The organism is Bradyrhizobium sp. NP1, from assembly GCF_030378205.1.
Lineage (GTDB): Bacteria > Pseudomonadota > Alphaproteobacteria > Rhizobiales > Xanthobacteraceae > Bradyrhizobium.
This window is the reverse complement of the sequence record NZ_CP127385.1, coordinates 4291681-4305937: the sequence shown is the minus strand read 5'-3', so window position 1 is coordinate 4305937 and position 14257 is coordinate 4291681. Positions and strand designations below refer to the sequence as shown.

Here is a 14257-nt window from a genome sequence, read left to right as displayed (position 1 = left end):
GTGTTCGGTCGTTATCGCGCGGCGTCAGCCACCTCCACCGCCGGTATCGGGACATGCTGCGGCCAGCGCTTCAGCGCGGCGCGGCCGGCGTCCGTCAGGATGTAGATGCCGCGCTCGGCGCGATCGAACCAGCCATAGACATTGTGCAGCAGGATTTTCGGTGCGTCGGGAATCTGCGGCTTGAGGTCGCGCACCCGCCGCGGGCCTTCCGCCAAGGCCGATGCGCAGGCGAGCGCCTGCTGGCGATAGGCGGTCATGATCGGCGCCCGCGTCGAGCCGCCCATCGCCGGATCACCCTGGCGGCGGCGGTGCTCGGCGACCAGCCGCGAGCGCTTCTTCAGATTGCGGCGCGGCGCCGTCGTCGGCGGCTTCACGATCACTTCGACCTGGCCGTTGCCGGTGACGGCGAGCATGCCAAAACCGAGCCTCCGGCAGAGGTTGCGGTAGCGCGCGTCGCTCTCGCGGCCCTTGCCGCGCATCGACATCCTGGCCGCGATCCAGACCTCGTCGGAGCTGCCGGCGCGGTCGACGGCCTGCAGGATCAGTTCGAGGTTGAAGGTCTGTTTCAGCTCGCCGATGACGACGACCGGTGGCTCGTCGCCGCTGAGCGCGACCAGATCGCAGCCGCCGATCTCGCCCTTGACCGTAAAGCCGAGGTTTTCGAGGAAGCGTTTGACGGGAAGGTAAAGCGCGGTTTCCAAGCCGAAACTCCGGGGTCGCGGGCGGTGCGACTCAATGTCCGCGATTTTAGCCGAATTCGCGGGAGCGTTTGATTGAAACCCGCCGGACCGGCTATGCTGCGCCTGGGACAAGACGACAGGCAGAACGGGCAACGCGCGCGGCTATCCGCGCGGGCGACATTGCATTCTTTCGAATGCTGCGGGCGACGAAGCGCAGATGAAGGGTCTCTACAAGTTCCGGTTCGAAACCGTGCGCGGCGCCGGTTGCGGAGTGATGTTCGCGACCGAGGGTGGCAGGCTCTATGGCGGCGATTCCGGCTACTCCTTCATCGGTCACTATACGGAAGCGGGCGGCGAGATGGTGGCCGAGATGCTGATGTCGCGCCACAACCACAATGCGGACTATACCCCGATGTTCGACGTCGATAACGTCGTCATGACATTCAGGGGCCGCGCCATCGGCGAGGAGGTCCACTCCGAAGGCGGCACGGAAGCGCTGCCAGGCGTCGCCTTCAGGACCATCCTGAGCCCGATCAACGATGCCGACGCGCCGCCGCCCGGCCGGGTCGGCCCCGATGGCATCGGCAATGGGCTCTATTCCATCCACATCCGGATGCTCGACGGGCTCGACGGCGGCAATACCGGCGTGATGATGCTCCACGACGGGCGGATCAGGGGAGGCGACGCCTATTTCGACTATATCGGCGCCTACAGCGCGGCCGGTGGCAAATGGAAGGGCGAGATCGTCAACCGCGAGCACACGCCGAGCCGGGGCGAGCGTCCGCTGTTCGGCGGGCATGAGGTCGGCATCGGCTTCTCCGGGACCTATACCGACGAGGGCGCGGAAGGCGAGGCCACCGCGTTCGCCGGCAAGCGCAGCGTCCGCTTCAAGGCGGTGCTGAAGAAGCTCGCCGCAACCTAGACATCGCCCGCAGGCCGCGCGGTCGGCTACACGCGGCCACTCACCGGGATCAGCGCGCCGGTGACGCCGCTTGCGGCCTCGCTCGCCAGGAACAGGATGACGTTGGCGAGTTCCCTTGGGGTCACCCATTTGGAGAAATCGGCGTTCGGCATGCCGGCACGGTTGGCCGGTGTGTCGATGGTCGAGGGCAATACGGCGTTGACCGTGACGCGTCCCTTCAGTTCGGCCGCAAGCGATTCCGTCAGCCGGTGCACGCCGGCCTTCGACGCCGCATAAGGACCCATCCCGGCGGCAGCCTGCAGCGCGCCGATCGCACCGATATTGATGATGCGCCCGGCGCCCGATTTGGTGAGATGCGGGATCGCCGCCCGCGACGCATTGAGCGCCGTCAGCACGTTGAGCGCATACATCCGCTCCCACGTTTTTGAACTACCGTCGGCGACGGTCTCGAACGCAAAGCCGCCGGCGATATTGACCAGCGCGTCAAGCCGGCCGAACTGCGCGACGGCAGCGTCGATCGCCTTGCCGGCCGCGACCGGATCCGACAGATCGACGCCGCCGATCTCGAGCCGGTCCCCGCCCGACGACCCCTGTGCGGCAGCGTGATCGATGCCGGCGACCTGAGCACCCTGCGACATGGCTTCTGCCGCAACCACCTGGCCAAGCGCGCCGAGCGCGCCCGTGATGACAACGACTTTTCCCTTCATGATGATCTCCCTGGGCACGAGAGGCCCGTTGGCCAACTATGGTCGGACGGATTCTATTTGCAATGCCGTATCGTTTCGCGGCGAGATGGGTGCACGCCATGCGACAGCGCGAGCAAACGGAATCCTGAAATGGTCGACGGCTTCGCCTTTGCCGATCTTCCCGACGATGTCATTGGATTGAGATATCCCCTGCCACGCCTCGCCGCGGCGATCCGCAGCGGCGGTCTCGTCAGGATCGTGGCGATGGGGTCGTCGTCGACCGCGGGGAGGGCGGACGTCGTGCCTTTCCCGCATTGGCTCGAAATGTATCTGAGGAGCGCCACGGGGAATGCCAGGATTGACGTGATCAATCGTGGCCGGGGCGGCGAGGAAGCCGACAAGGAATTGCTTCGCTTCGACACCGACATATTCCCGCTCGAACCGGCGATGGTGATCTGGCAGGTCGGCACCAATGCCGTGTTCCACCGCCAGGATTATGACATCGACAGCATCGCAGCTGATATCGAGACGGGGCTGAAGCGGCTGTGCGCCGAGCCGGCAAAAATGGACGTCATGCTGATCGACCCGCAATACGTCACCGCGATGCTGCTCGATGACAAGGCGGATCTCTCCGAGCGCATGGTGAAGCTGATATCCGAGAAGGCGGAGCGGGCGGGCGTCAACCTGTTTCATCGCTGGGCCCTGATGCGGCATTGGCACGTCCACAACGACATTTCGTTCGAGCGCATGCTCGACCCGACCGATCCGGACAAGCTGCACCAGAGCGACGCGAGCACGCAGCGCTTCTCCAGAGGACTTTGCGATACGATCCTGAAAGCGGTCGCATCCGCGCCCGCCACCTAGAACGATGGGCCGCGATCGCTAAAATTTTCGCGAGTTCTGTAAGCGGATTGCAGAATCGTTCAGGTACAAGCGGCTTCTGACCAAGGCAGGGGTTAGCTATGGGAAATCTTCCGGATCACGGTTTACCGCTTGTTCAGCTTAAGGAGCAGCGCCGCGACCTCGTCGTCGCACTGCAGAACCGCGCTGGCCCCGTCAGCGGCTGGGAATTGATGCAAATCGCCGCCGTCCAGCAGGCGATCTCCGCGTTTGAGGAGGTGATCGCCGATCTCGACGCGGAGCTCGAAGCGGCGGCCTGAGCGGTCGCCTCACGCCTCCAGGTAGCGTGCCCTGAGCTCGGCGTGCTCTCCCGTGCCGAGGCCGAGGCCATTGAGGAAATAGCTCTCCAGATCGCCGTAGAGCTCCGTGATCGCCTCGAAGCCGGCGGCGAGAAATGACGCATCGACCGAGCCGAGCACCTGCCTGACCTCGTCGGGCAGATCGGTGCTGGCGTTGGGATCGCGCCGGTAGAAGCGGTTGGTCAACAGATAATCTTCAGCGATGGCTGCCTCGCCGACGCCGAGCGCATGCAGGATCAGCGCGCAGGCAAAGCCGGTGCGGTCCTTGCCGGCGCTGCAATGGATGACCAGCGGCGCCTGGTCGTCCAGCAGATGCGCGAACAGCGCGCGAAAGCTCACCGTATTGTTGCGGACATAGTTGCGGTAGGAATCGCGCATCACCTCGACGGCATCGCGCGGCGACAGCGCCCTGCCGGAAGCGGCGCGGGAGCGCAGAGAGGCCACCACCGTCGGCTCGATCGGCAGCGAATGCACCGCGATCTCGCGGATGCCGCACACCGCGCTGGCGCGCTCCTCGACCCCGCGGAAGTCGAACGCGCTTTTGAGCTTGAGCGCACGCAGCACCGTGATATCGGCGTCGGTGACGTGGCCCAGATGATTGGATCGGAAAATCTGTCGCCAGCGCACCCGGCGACCGTCGTGCGCGGCATAGCCGCCGAGGTCGCGAAAATTGCTCGCGCCTTCGAGCTGGAGATGACGGACGGGACTGTTTGACATCGAACGAGCTTTGGCCATGCTCTCACGGCATCGGCGTGACCGCGTGTTCAGGGTCTCGATCAGCCAAGCTTTAGGGGGCAATGATGAATTGGCGCAAGACGATATTTTTGGCGATGGCGGCTTCACTTGCCGGAATTTTGGCCGGCCCGACGGCCGCCTCCGCCCAGACCTTCAACACCTATCGCTGCGCCGACGGCACGCAGTTCATCGTCGGTTTCTATCCGCACGATACCAACGCCTATATGCAGATCGACGGCCAGCCGGTGACCCTGGCCCGCCGGCCGGCGTTCCAGGGATCGCGCTACACGGGTCGCGGCGTGGTGCTGAAGCTGACGCGCGACGGCGCCACGATGCGACATGCGAGGCACCGGGCCACCGCATGCCAACTGGCCTGAGGGGACGATAGGCGGCGCAAATGAAAAGGGCCGAAACGGATTTCGGCCCTTTCTATTTCCCGAGGTTCACCGGCCGGCATGATGCCGGCGCCAAAGCCGCGTCCAGCATCGCCATCAGCTCTCCCAGACCGGCTTGGAATTGGTCGGCTTGGGTGTCGGCTGGGACTTGGCTTCCTGGATCGCCGCCTCGTGATACCAGCTGTCGCTGCACAGCGCCTCGTTGACGCGCGTCGTGCCTACGCCGCCCGCCTCCTCGTAGCGCCGCCCGCCGAGGCCGGCGCGGCCTCCAGCCGGGAATTGGTAGATCTTGGCGGACCCTTGATTGAGACTCGTGGCCATCGGATTCTCCTTGCCCCGGTGCGTTGACCCCATCGTGCGCCCGAGTCGTTCGCGTGTGGTTTACTTCTTTCGATATCGGTCGCTGCCTCCGTCGATGCAACCTGACCAAAACCCGATCAGTTTCTGTATAATTTATAGGCAATTTCCGAGTTGCTTTCGGTGGGGCAGTGCGTCGCCGATCAACGCATGAACCGGCCGGCGGGTTGCCGGATCGGGCGGGCCGTCCCGCCCGCAAGCCGGCACGCGTTGCCGCTCGTTTGAGCGGGCCCGTCGACAAGACGCCGACTGCCGCGGAAACAGGCTGAAATGCTGACCTAAATCCGCGATCTGGCCACGCGGGCGCGGCGCTCGCCGCGCCGCTATGCCGCACCTGCGACAGCGCTTTTTGCCGCGGACGGACGGACAACTTCTCGTGTGTGGATGACTGCCGCAGCGCAGCGATCTGGCACCCAAATTGCTTGAGAGGAACCGGCCGATGGTGGCCGGGTACATCTGCGCGAACGAACAGGGCATTCGGTCCCCATCTTTCGCATGACTAGATACAGAGAGGCTCAATGACGAAGTACAAGCTCGAGTATATCTGGCTCGACGGATACACGCCCACGCCGAACTTGCGCGGCAAAACCCAGATCAAGGAATTCGCTTCGTTTCCGACCCTCGAACAGCTCCCGCTGTGGGGCTTCGACGGCTCATCGACCATGCAGGCCGAGGGCCACAGCTCCGACTGTGTGCTCAAGCCCGTCGCCGTGTATCCGGACGGCGCGCGCACAAACGGCGTGCTGGTGATGTGCGAAGTCATGATGCCCGACGGCAAGACGCCGCATCCTTCGAACAAGCGCGCTACCATCCTCGACGATGCCGACGCCTGGTTCGGCTTCGAGCAGGAATATTTCTTCTACAAGGACGGCCGTCCGCTCGGCTTCCCGGCCTCCGGCTATCCCGCGCCGCAGGGGCCGTATTACACCGGCGTCGGCTACAAGAATGTCGGCGACTTCGCGCGCAAGATGGTCGAAGAGCATCTCGACCTCTGTCTGGCCGCCGGCATCAACCACGAGGGCATCAACGCGGAAGTCGCCAAGGGCCAGTGGGAATTCCAGATCTTCGGCAAGGGCTCCAAGACCGCCGCTGACCAGATGTGGATGGCCCGCTACCTGATGCTGCGCCTCACCGAGAAGTACGGCGTCGACATCGAATTCCACTGCAAGCCGCTCGGCGACACCGACTGGAACGGCTCGGGCATGCACTGCAACTTCTCGACCAAGTTCATGCGCGAAGTCGGCGGCAAAGACTATTTCGAGAAGCTGATGGACGCGTTCAAGGGTGCTCGTGCCGACCACATCGCGGTCTATGGCCCCGATAACCACATGCGCCTGACCGGCAAGCACGAGACCGCCTCGATCGACACCTTCTCCTGGGGCGTGGCCGATCGCGGTGCCTCGATCCGTGTGCCGCATTCCTTCGTCAACAACGGCTACAAGGGCTATCTGGAAGATCGCCGCCCGAACTCGCAGGGCGACCCCTACCAGATCGCGTCGCAGGTTCTGAAGACCATCGCGATGGTTCCGACCGGCGCCAAAGCTGCGGCCTGATCCAAGAGGGCCAAGAGGGCCGGGATCTGGCGTCCCGGTCCCAATGATCGAATGATCCGCCACGGGTTTGACCGCCCTGGCGGATCATTTGCGTTTTTGCCGCAGCGCTGGTCGCAGGTGTGGCCAGATTCGATCCATGGCAGCGACGCGCCGGACAGATGACGGACGATCTGGCTCAGTCGCCGAACGCACCGTGCTTCCAATGACTTGGGCCGGCATGCTAACGAACTCCCCAAGTGGGCCGCGAGTGTCAAAATCGGACCGCCAGCCGGGGACATCGGTTTGTTCGGAGGTTTTTATACCGTCAGGTTTCAGCTCGACGAGGCGGTCGGCCGCAGCGTGATGTATGCCAATGCCGGCAGGATGCTCGGCGGCAACTCCGCCTTTGCGCATATCGGCACCTATCAGGAGATCGGCGACGAGATTGCGATCGAGATCAGGACGGTCCGGCACAACCCCGATCCCAATTACCGCGCCATGGCCGGCACCGACGATGCGACGCTTTTGGCGCGCGGCCGGTCCGACGGCCGACTCTATCGCTTCGAGGGACGGCTGAAGGAATTGCCGGGCGCGCTATTCCGGTCGGTGATGACGCCGGTCGAGGAGCAGGCGATGCCGATCGCGGGTGCCGTCGGCGAGGGCGGGATCAGCAACGGGCTCTATGCGATCAACCTGCGCATGCTCGATGGCGTCGAAGGCGGCCTGACCGGCGTGATGCTGCTCAACGACGGGCGCATCCTCGGCGGCGATGCGTTCTTCTACTATGTCGGGACCTACACTTCGGAGAATGGCCGCTGGAAGGGGCAGATCCTCAACCAGGAGCACACGCCGGCCAGGGGCGCGAACCCGGTTTTCGGTGGTCACGAGGTCGGCATCGGTTTTTCCGGCACCTATGACGAGAAGGGCGCGCATCTGGATGCCACCGCGCTGGCCGGCAAGCGCAGCCTGCGCCTCACCGCCGCTCTGCAACTGATGAGGGGCCTTTGAGATGGACAGCGTGCGCGTGCTCTCGACGCTGGCGCTGAAAGGCGCGGCCGGCCGCCTCGCGGGCCAGTATCAGGCGGCAGGGGGCGCCCGGATCGATGCCGATTTTGCGCCGACGCTTGCGCTGCTCGACCGCCTGCGCGCCGGTGAGCCTGCCGACGTCGTGATCCTGACCCGCGAAGGCCTCGAAGAGCTCGCGGCCGAAGGGCAGGTGGCAAGCGAAAGCTGTGTGGAGCTGGCGCGCTCCTATGTCGGCATCGCCGTCAGGGCCGGCAGTTCGCGTCCCGATATCACAAGCGAGACCGCGCTGCGCAAGGCGCTGCTCGCCGCGCGCGCGGTGGCCTATTCGCAAGCCGGCGCCAGCGGCATCTATTTCGCAAAGCTGATCGAGCGCATGGGCATCGCCGCTGACGTCAACGCCCGCGCCGTCGTTACGCAGGGCTTTACGGCCGAGCGCCTCATCAGCGGCGAGGCCGATCTCGCGGTCCAGCAGATCAGCGAGCTGAAGCAGATCGCCGGCGTCGACATCGTCGGGCCGATCCCGCTCGAATTGCAGACCGCGGCGGTGTTTTCCGCAGGCCGCATGGCTTCGACTACGAAGGTCGCGCAGGCCGACCGTCTGCTGAAATTCCTCGCATCACCCGAGGTCGTGCCTGTCCTGCGCGAGACCGGACTGGTACCTGCGATTTGAGGTGTGTCACGAGCTTCGGAAAGCGGCGGGGCATTTGCGCCTTGAATTCGCCCGCGCGCGGCGGCACGTTGTGGGCATGAGGCTGCTTCTGTCTCTGACCGCATTCGCGCTGCTTGTCGCGCTCGCGCCCAGGCTTGCGCATGCGCAGTCGGCCGAACTCGTGCTGTGCGACCGCCTCGCGGCCGATCCCGCCGATCCTGACAAGCCGGCCGACGCGAAGGGCGTGGCTGAGGTCGCGGCGTCGGATATCGAGACCGCGATCAAATTCTGCAAAAAGGCCGCCGGCAGCTCGCGGCGCGCGATGTATGAGCTTGGCCGCGCCTATGCAGCGAACCGCCAGATGCCGGAGGCGATCGCGGCCTGGCGCAAGGCGGCCGACAAGGGTTCGAGCTCGGCGATGGTCGAGCTCGGCGTGCTCTATGGCACTGGAGCGGGTGTGACAAAGGACGAGGCCCAGGCGCGTCAGTTGTTTCAGCGCGCGGCGGAAGCCGGCAATCCGCGCGGCGTGTCCAATCTCGCGGCGCTCGGCGGCGGCACGGCGCCGGGCGACCCGGCGCGGTCGCGCGATCTCCTGGCGAGGGCCGCCGAGACCAACCCGGAAGCGCAGTATCAGCTCGGCATGATGCTGGCCGAGGGCACCGGCGGCGAGAAGGACGACGTCCGCGCCCGCGCGCTGTTCGAGAAGGCCGCCACGCAGAACCATGCCGGCGCGCTGGAGCGGATGGGAGCGTTCGCCCAGGAGGGGCGGGGTGGTCCCAAGGACGCGGCCGCCGCCAAGTCCTATTACGAGCGCGCGGCGGCGCTTGGCGACGAGGATGCCAAGAAGGCGCTGGAGCGGCTGCGCTGTCCCTATGCGATCAAGGACAAGCGCGGCAATGTCGTCACCAATCTCTGCTTCTAGTTCGGAGAAAAGGTTGCTGGCGGGCGCGCCTTGATCAAACGCAAATCGATTGTCGTGGATTGCGCTACGGAATGACTGGCATCACAAGCAGGCAAGGCATGGAAATGAGCTATCGACGTTTCGCGGTTTTGCTCACGGCGTGCGTCGCCGCGTCATCCATATCTCTTGTTGCGGCCCAAACCGGGCCGGGAGCATCCTCGAGTGATCAATATGTGCCCCGACTCGGCGACATCATGGACACCGCCCAGATGCGCCATACCAAGCTCTGGTACGCAGGCAAGGCGGCCAATTGGGCGCTTGCTGCGTTCGAACTGGGCCAGCTCAAGGGCGGCCTGGTAGAAGCCGCGCAGCTCTATTCCGGCATCCCCGCGAGCAATGTGACGACGCTGGCGGCGCCGTTGCAGGCGCTGGCTGGTGCGATCGAGGCCAAAGACGGCCGGCGCTTCGCGAAAGCCTATGGCGAACTGACCGACGGCTGCAATTCCTGCCACGCCGCGATGGGGCGATCCTTCATCGTGATGCGGCAGCCGGCCGACCAGCCGTTCGGGGATCAGGTCTTTTCGCCGCAAGGCAAGCGGTAGGGCTGTAGCCAGGGATTTCGAACGATCGCGGCAGTCGCCGGAACCGAGCCGCCTCGTCGCCATTGTTATCAGGGGCTGCCAGGGAGGCCGTTCCATGATCCGCAAGCTGTCATCCGGGAAGTATCGGCTCTATTCACGGAAGGTGAACCCGAAGACCGGCAGGCGCCGCAATCTCGGCACCTTCAACTCGCGCGGGGCCGCCGAGAAGCATGAGCGCGCCGTGCAATATTTCAAGCGGCACTGACGGCCCCGAGCGGGGCGCGGCACACCCATTCCCTGAGCGCGATGGGACGCCGCCATTTCATGCAACGTCTGACATTGCGTGCGGCCCGACAGGTTCCTGCACCTGCGCCCTTCCACCGGCGCGCCACATCGAATAAGAGCGGCGCAACGATTTTCCGGTTTTTCAGGCGCCCATGATCCGTCTCGACAATGTCAGCAAGCAACACGGCCACCAGATTCTCTTTATCGAGGCCTCCGCCGCACTCCAGAAGGGCGAAAAGGCCGGCCTCGTCGGCCCGAACGGCGCCGGCAAGACCACGCTGTTTCGCATGGTGACGGGGACGGACCAGCCCGACGAGGGCCAGGTCGCTGTCGATCGCGGTGTCAGCATCGGCTATTTCAGCCAGGACGTCGGCGAAATGGCGGGCCGCAGCGCGGTCGCCGAGGTGATGGATGGCGCAGGCCCGGTCAGTGCGGTGGCCTCCGAGTTGAGGGACCTCGAGGCCGCCATGGCCGACCCCGATCGTGCCGACGACATGGACGCGATCATCGCGCGCTACGGCGAGGTGCAGGCGCGCTTCGAGGAGCTGGACGGATATGCGCTGGACACCAGGGCGCGCGAAGTGCTCGCGGGCCTGAGCTTCAGCCAGGAGATGATGGATGGCGACGTCGGCGCGCTCTCCGGCGGCTGGAAGATGCGGGTGGCGCTGGCGCGCATCCTTCTGATGCGGCCCGACGTCATGCTGCTCGACGAGCCGAGCAACCATCTCGACCTCGAAAGCCTGATCTGGCTCGAGCAGTTCCTGAAGGGCTACGAAGGTGCATTGCTGATGACCTCGCACGACCGCGAGTTCATGAATCGCATCGTCAACAAGGTCATCGAGATCGACGGAGGAGCGCTCACCACCTATTCCGGAGACTACGAATTCTATCAGCAGCAACGCGCGCTGAGCGAGAAGCAGCAGCAGGCGCAGTTCGAACGCCAGCAGGCGATGCTGGCGAAGGAGATCAAGTTCATCGAGCGCTTCAAGGCGCGTGCTTCGCACGCGGCGCAGGTGCAGAGCCGTGTCAAGAAGCTGGAAAAGATCGAACGCGTCGAGCCGCCGCGCCGGCGCCAGACGGTCGCTTTCGAGTTCCAGCCGGCGCCTCGCTCGGGCGAGGATGTCGTCAGCCTCAAGCGCGTGCGCAAGGGATATGGCACGAGGCTCATCTACGAATCCTTTGATTTCCAGGTGCGACGGCGTGAGCGCTGGTGCGTGATGGGCGTCAACGGCGCGGGCAAATCTACCTTGCTGAAGCTTGTTGCAGGCTCGACCGAGCCGGACGACGGCGCTGTGGCGGTCGGCGGCAGCGTCAAGATGGGCTACTTCGCGCAGCACGCCATGGACCTGCTGGACGGCGAGCGCACCGTGTTCCAGTCGCTCGAGGATGCGTTTCCGCTCGCAGGCCAGGGCTCGCTCCGCGCGCTCGCCGGCTGCTTCGGTTTCTCCGGCGACGACGTCGAGAAGAAGTGCCGGGTGCTGTCCGGCGGCGAGAAGGCGCGGCTGGTCATGGCGAAGATGCTGTTTGACCCGCCGAATTTCCTGGTGCTTGACGAGCCGACCAACCACCTCGACATGGCGACCAAGGAGATGCTGATCGCGGCGCTCGCGAACTATGAGGGCACCATGCTGTTCGTCTCGCACGACCGGCATTTCCTCGCCGCCTTGTCCAACCGCGTGCTGGAGTTGACGCCCGAGGGCGTCCATCAATATGGCGGCGGCTATACCGAATATGTCGCGCGCACCGGCCAGGAGGCGCCAGGCTTGCGGAGCTGAACTGGGCTGTTCCGCCCTGGCTGCAGGCCTTGCGGCCGCTACTTCCAGTCATAGGCAACATTGTTGCATGCTGCTTGATAGGTGCTTTCGAGATAACCGGGGTTTTCCTTGCGCGCACAACCGACCGCGCGCACGCAGCGCTCCCAGTAATCCACCTTGTTGTCCTGTAAGAAATATTTCTCGCAGGCGTCCTCGAACTTCACCGCAGCGATGACGGCTTGCTTGATCGTGTCGTCGCTCGCGTCGGGAAATGCCCGCTTCATATGGACGAAGGCAGGTCCATCCTGGGCGTGATCGTGTTCGTATCTGATTTTGGCCGAGAGTGCGGCCGGTGACAGCGCACGGTTGATGCGTACTTCGTCTGCGGTCGGCCGGTCCTCCAGCGTATCAAGCCGATAACGGGAACGCCAAAGCGAATAAGCCGCGTCCTTCAGCGGCAGCGTCGCTGCGCTGGCGATGATCTCGGTGACTTCTGCGGCTCGTTCTTCGGGCGTCATGGCCGTTGGTCGGCCCGGCCGCCCGGTCGGTTCGAACAACGAACGCCCGACTTACGCCTTGCCGATCTGCTCCAGCACGACCTTGGTCGCAACCCCATCAGCGTCGACAAAGGTTTGCGGAACCTCGAAATGGTTGAGGTCAGGTGCCTGCACAAAGCGGCAGCCGGCGGATCGCGACGCGAGGGCGGTGCCGAATTCCTGGGATTGCCGACGAAATTCCGGCGAATCATTCGCGCCGCAGGCGACGATTGTCGGCGTCGTCACGCCAGCGACGTGACGCACCGGGCTCAGCGCAAGCGCCTCGTCCGGCGAGAGCTTTACCCACTCGCGGCGCATGCTGATCAACACTGGTTCGAGGTCGTAGAGGCCGCTGAACAGCACGGCGCCGCGGATCGGATTGCCGGGCAGGCCGTGCGCCTTCCAGTCGGTCGTCAGCATCACTCCGCCGAGATGCGCGCCCGAGGAGTGGCCGACAACGAAGATTTTGCCGGAATCGCCGCCGAAGGAGGACGCGTTGCGGTAGGTCCAGATCAATGCCTGGCGCACGTCGTCGGCCATGTCGGTCAGCTTGAACTGCGGCGCAGCACGAAAGCCGACATTGACGAAGGCGCAGCCGGCGGGGACCAGCGACAATGCCGGAAAGGCGCTGGTGTCGTTGCCGGGCCGCTTCCATTCGCCGCCATGGATGAAGAACACGATCGGGGCGCCGTCGCGGGACGGAAAAACCTCGACCTCCTGGTATTGCGCAGCCCCATACGCCACCGAGCGCGACGTCAAGGTCTGTCGTGCCTTCTCGCTCTGCGGTTTCCACTTTTCGAGAACGGCGTGCATGTTGGGCGCCCACCGCGTCTGGTCCATCGACGCGTCGAGCTCGGCCTGGGTGTAGTCGCGATAGGCTTTTGCCGTATCCGCCTTCGCGCCGGAGATCAGGGCCGCGCCGCCCACAAGCCCGGCCGCGAGAAACGCGCGCCGGTCGGTCTTTTCACGGCTCATGGACTCCCCCCTCGTGCGGTCCGAGTTAGGGGAGGCGCATGCATGCCGTCAAGCGGTGCTGGCGCGTGTCAGGTCTTCCGCCGCTTCGTAGCCTGGCCGATCACGCGGGGTTTCGAGAAATCCGCTTCCGGCTCGAGCGTACCCGCCGGATTGGTGACGGGAGTGGTAAACGCGTCCTTCCAGTCGCCGAGCATCTCGTCGCGGTCGGGCCAGGTGTCCATCGATTCCTCCTCGCGATACATCGCGAAGGGCCGCAGCGTGCTTTCGTAGAAGTCGACGAGCGCATGCTGCCGGTATTGGCGCGGCTCGTAGCTGTTCCAGTGCAGCACCTGCTCCAGTGGCCGCCGGTAACGGCGGTTCTGGTCGACCGCGGGAAAGCCGATCGGGATCGTGCCATAGGCCCGCATCCAGCTCGGGTAATTCAGCACTTCCGCAAGCTCGCGATTGGTCTCGTCCTCGCCGCCGCCGGAAAGCCAGGCCGAGGTCAAGCCTTCGGCGGCGACCCCAAGCTGGATGTTCTGGATTGCCGCGCCGAGCGAGCACAGGAAGATCGCCTCGTTATTGGTGCGGTATTCGGCATCGAATTCCGGGGTGGTCGCCTGCGGGAAGCAGGCCTTCCAGCGCGGGTCGCCGATCACCAGCACGATGGCGACGGTATTGGCGAGGTAGGTTTTCTTGACCGCCGGGAAGCCCTTGGCATGATCGACCAGCCGCTGCGCCTGGCGCAGGAACACCGCCATCACCTTGTCGCGCACCGCGGGGTCGTCGACGACGACGAAATCCCAGCACTGCACGTTGGCGCCGGACGGCGCCCAGCGGCCGCAATCGACGATGCGGGACAGCGCGTCCCGGCCGATGCGGCGGCCCGGCTCGAATTTCCTCACGCTGCGGCGGCGGCGAATGACGTCCTGAAAAAGCGGCTGATCCGGCATTTGCAAACCTCGACCCGATGCCCGTGAAGCGATTAGTATAGGGGCAGGGCAATGGCGCCACACTCCTCAGATCTGAGGAGTGCAAGCAAGGCGCGATGACGCGGCAAGGGAG

At 64.8% G+C, this 14257-nt stretch carries 18 protein-coding genes; 11 read left to right on the top strand and 7 right to left on the bottom strand.

Annotated elements, in window-relative coordinates; translation table 11 throughout:
• Positions 1-11: 11 nt before the first annotated feature.
• A complete protein-coding gene (locus QOU61_RS20790) occupies positions 12-701 on the bottom strand; it encodes a DUF2161 domain-containing phosphodiesterase (protein ID WP_289653069.1) in 690 nt (229 codons plus the stop codon).
• 196 nt (positions 702-897) lie between these two features.
• Here QOU61_RS20790 and QOU61_RS20785 point away from each other — a divergent pair, with 196 nt between their 5' ends.
• The gene (locus QOU61_RS20785; protein WP_289653068.1) at positions 898-1602 is read left to right on the top strand and encodes a GrlR family regulatory protein; all 705 of its coding nucleotides are present in this window, start codon (positions 898-900) and stop codon (positions 1600-1602) included.
• Between the two features lie 26 nt (positions 1603-1628).
• On the opposite strand, the gene fabG is transcribed toward QOU61_RS20785, so the two are convergent.
• Positions 1629-2309 carry a 3-oxoacyl-ACP reductase FabG gene (gene fabG, locus QOU61_RS20780; RefSeq protein WP_289653067.1) on the bottom strand — a complete coding sequence of 227 codons (681 nt, stop codon included), beginning with the start codon at positions 2307-2309 and terminating at the stop codon, positions 1629-1631.
• 129 nt (positions 2310-2438) lie between these two features.
• Between fabG and QOU61_RS20775 the strand changes: the two genes are divergently transcribed.
• Both QOU61_RS20775 and QOU61_RS20770 read left to right on the top strand, forming a co-directional pair.
• On the top strand, positions 2439-3152 hold the full coding sequence (locus tag QOU61_RS20775) for an SGNH/GDSL hydrolase family protein (protein WP_289653066.1): 714 nt from the start codon (positions 2439-2441) through the stop codon (positions 3150-3152).
• Between the two features lie 98 nt (positions 3153-3250).
• The gene (locus QOU61_RS20770) at positions 3251-3448 is read left to right on the top strand and encodes a hypothetical protein (protein ID WP_130579548.1); all 198 of its coding nucleotides are present in this window, start codon (positions 3251-3253) and stop codon (positions 3446-3448) included.
• Between the two features lie 9 nt (positions 3449-3457).
• Here QOU61_RS20770 and QOU61_RS20765 read toward each other — a convergent pair whose 3' ends face one another.
• Complete coding sequence (locus QOU61_RS20765) at positions 3458-4204, bottom strand: tyrosine-protein phosphatase (protein ID WP_289653065.1); 747 nt, start codon at positions 4202-4204, stop codon at positions 3458-3460.
• Between the two features lie 83 nt (positions 4205-4287).
• On the opposite strand from QOU61_RS20765, the gene QOU61_RS20760 reads away from it, so the two are divergent.
• Positions 4288-4599 carry an MliC family protein gene (locus QOU61_RS20760; protein ID WP_289653064.1) on the top strand — a complete coding sequence of 104 codons (312 nt, stop codon included), beginning with the start codon at positions 4288-4290 and terminating at the stop codon, positions 4597-4599.
• Positions 4600-4713: 114 nt separating this feature from the next.
• Here the strand turns inward: QOU61_RS20760 and QOU61_RS20755 are convergent, their stop codons facing one another.
• Positions 4714-4938, bottom strand: a complete 225-nt coding sequence (locus QOU61_RS20755) for a DUF2735 domain-containing protein (protein WP_289653063.1) — start codon at positions 4936-4938, stop codon at positions 4714-4716.
• Between the two features lie 554 nt (positions 4939-5492).
• Here QOU61_RS20755 and QOU61_RS20750 point away from each other — a divergent pair.
• From QOU61_RS20750 to abc-f, 7 genes are all read left to right on the top strand, one after another.
• Positions 5493-6527, top strand: coding sequence for a glutamine synthetase beta-grasp domain-containing protein (locus QOU61_RS20750; RefSeq protein WP_289653062.1), 1035 nt, complete (start codon positions 5493-5495; stop codon positions 6525-6527).
• Positions 6528-6809: 282 nt separating this feature from the next.
• Complete coding sequence (locus tag QOU61_RS20745) at positions 6810-7514, top strand: GrlR family regulatory protein (RefSeq protein ID WP_289653061.1); 705 nt, start codon at positions 6810-6812, stop codon at positions 7512-7514.
• 1 nt (position 7515) lies between these two features.
• Positions 7516-8202 carry a substrate-binding domain-containing protein gene (locus QOU61_RS20740; RefSeq protein ID WP_289653060.1) on the top strand — a complete coding sequence of 229 codons (687 nt, stop codon included), beginning with the start codon at positions 7516-7518 and terminating at the stop codon, positions 8200-8202.
• A 76-nt stretch (positions 8203-8278) separates the two neighbouring features.
• Positions 8279-9103 (top strand): tetratricopeptide repeat protein, encoded by an 825-nt coding sequence (locus QOU61_RS20735; protein WP_289653059.1) that lies wholly within the window; start codon positions 8279-8281, stop codon positions 9101-9103.
• Between the two features lie 212 nt (positions 9104-9315).
• A complete protein-coding gene (locus tag QOU61_RS20730) occupies positions 9316-9684 on the top strand; it encodes a hypothetical protein (protein WP_354142459.1) in 369 nt (122 codons plus the stop codon).
• A gap of 94 nt (positions 9685-9778) precedes the next feature.
• Positions 9779-9928 carry a hypothetical protein gene (locus QOU61_RS20725; RefSeq protein ID WP_289653058.1) on the top strand — a complete coding sequence of 50 codons (150 nt, stop codon included), beginning with the start codon at positions 9779-9781 and terminating at the stop codon, positions 9926-9928.
• A 172-nt stretch (positions 9929-10100) separates the two neighbouring features.
• Positions 10101-11723 (top strand): ribosomal protection-like ABC-F family protein, encoded by a 1623-nt coding sequence (gene abc-f, locus QOU61_RS20720; protein ID WP_289653057.1) that lies wholly within the window; start codon positions 10101-10103, stop codon positions 11721-11723.
• Positions 11724-11761: 38 nt separating this feature from the next.
• Here abc-f and QOU61_RS20715 read toward each other — a convergent pair whose 3' ends face one another.
• From QOU61_RS20715 to QOU61_RS20705, 3 genes are all read right to left on the bottom strand, one after another.
• Positions 11762-12220: a hypothetical protein gene (locus QOU61_RS20715; RefSeq protein ID WP_289653056.1), complete on the bottom strand. Its 459-nt coding sequence runs from the start codon at positions 12218-12220 to the stop codon at positions 11762-11764.
• Positions 12221-12271: 51 nt separating this feature from the next.
• Positions 12272-13213, bottom strand: a complete 942-nt coding sequence (locus QOU61_RS20710; RefSeq protein ID WP_289653055.1) for an alpha/beta hydrolase — start codon at positions 13211-13213, stop codon at positions 12272-12274.
• A gap of 68 nt (positions 13214-13281) precedes the next feature.
• Entirely contained in the window at positions 13282-14145 is an 864-nt protein-coding gene (locus QOU61_RS20705; RefSeq protein ID WP_289653054.1) for a nitroreductase family protein, read from the bottom strand.
• Positions 14146-14257 lie beyond the last annotated feature (112 nt).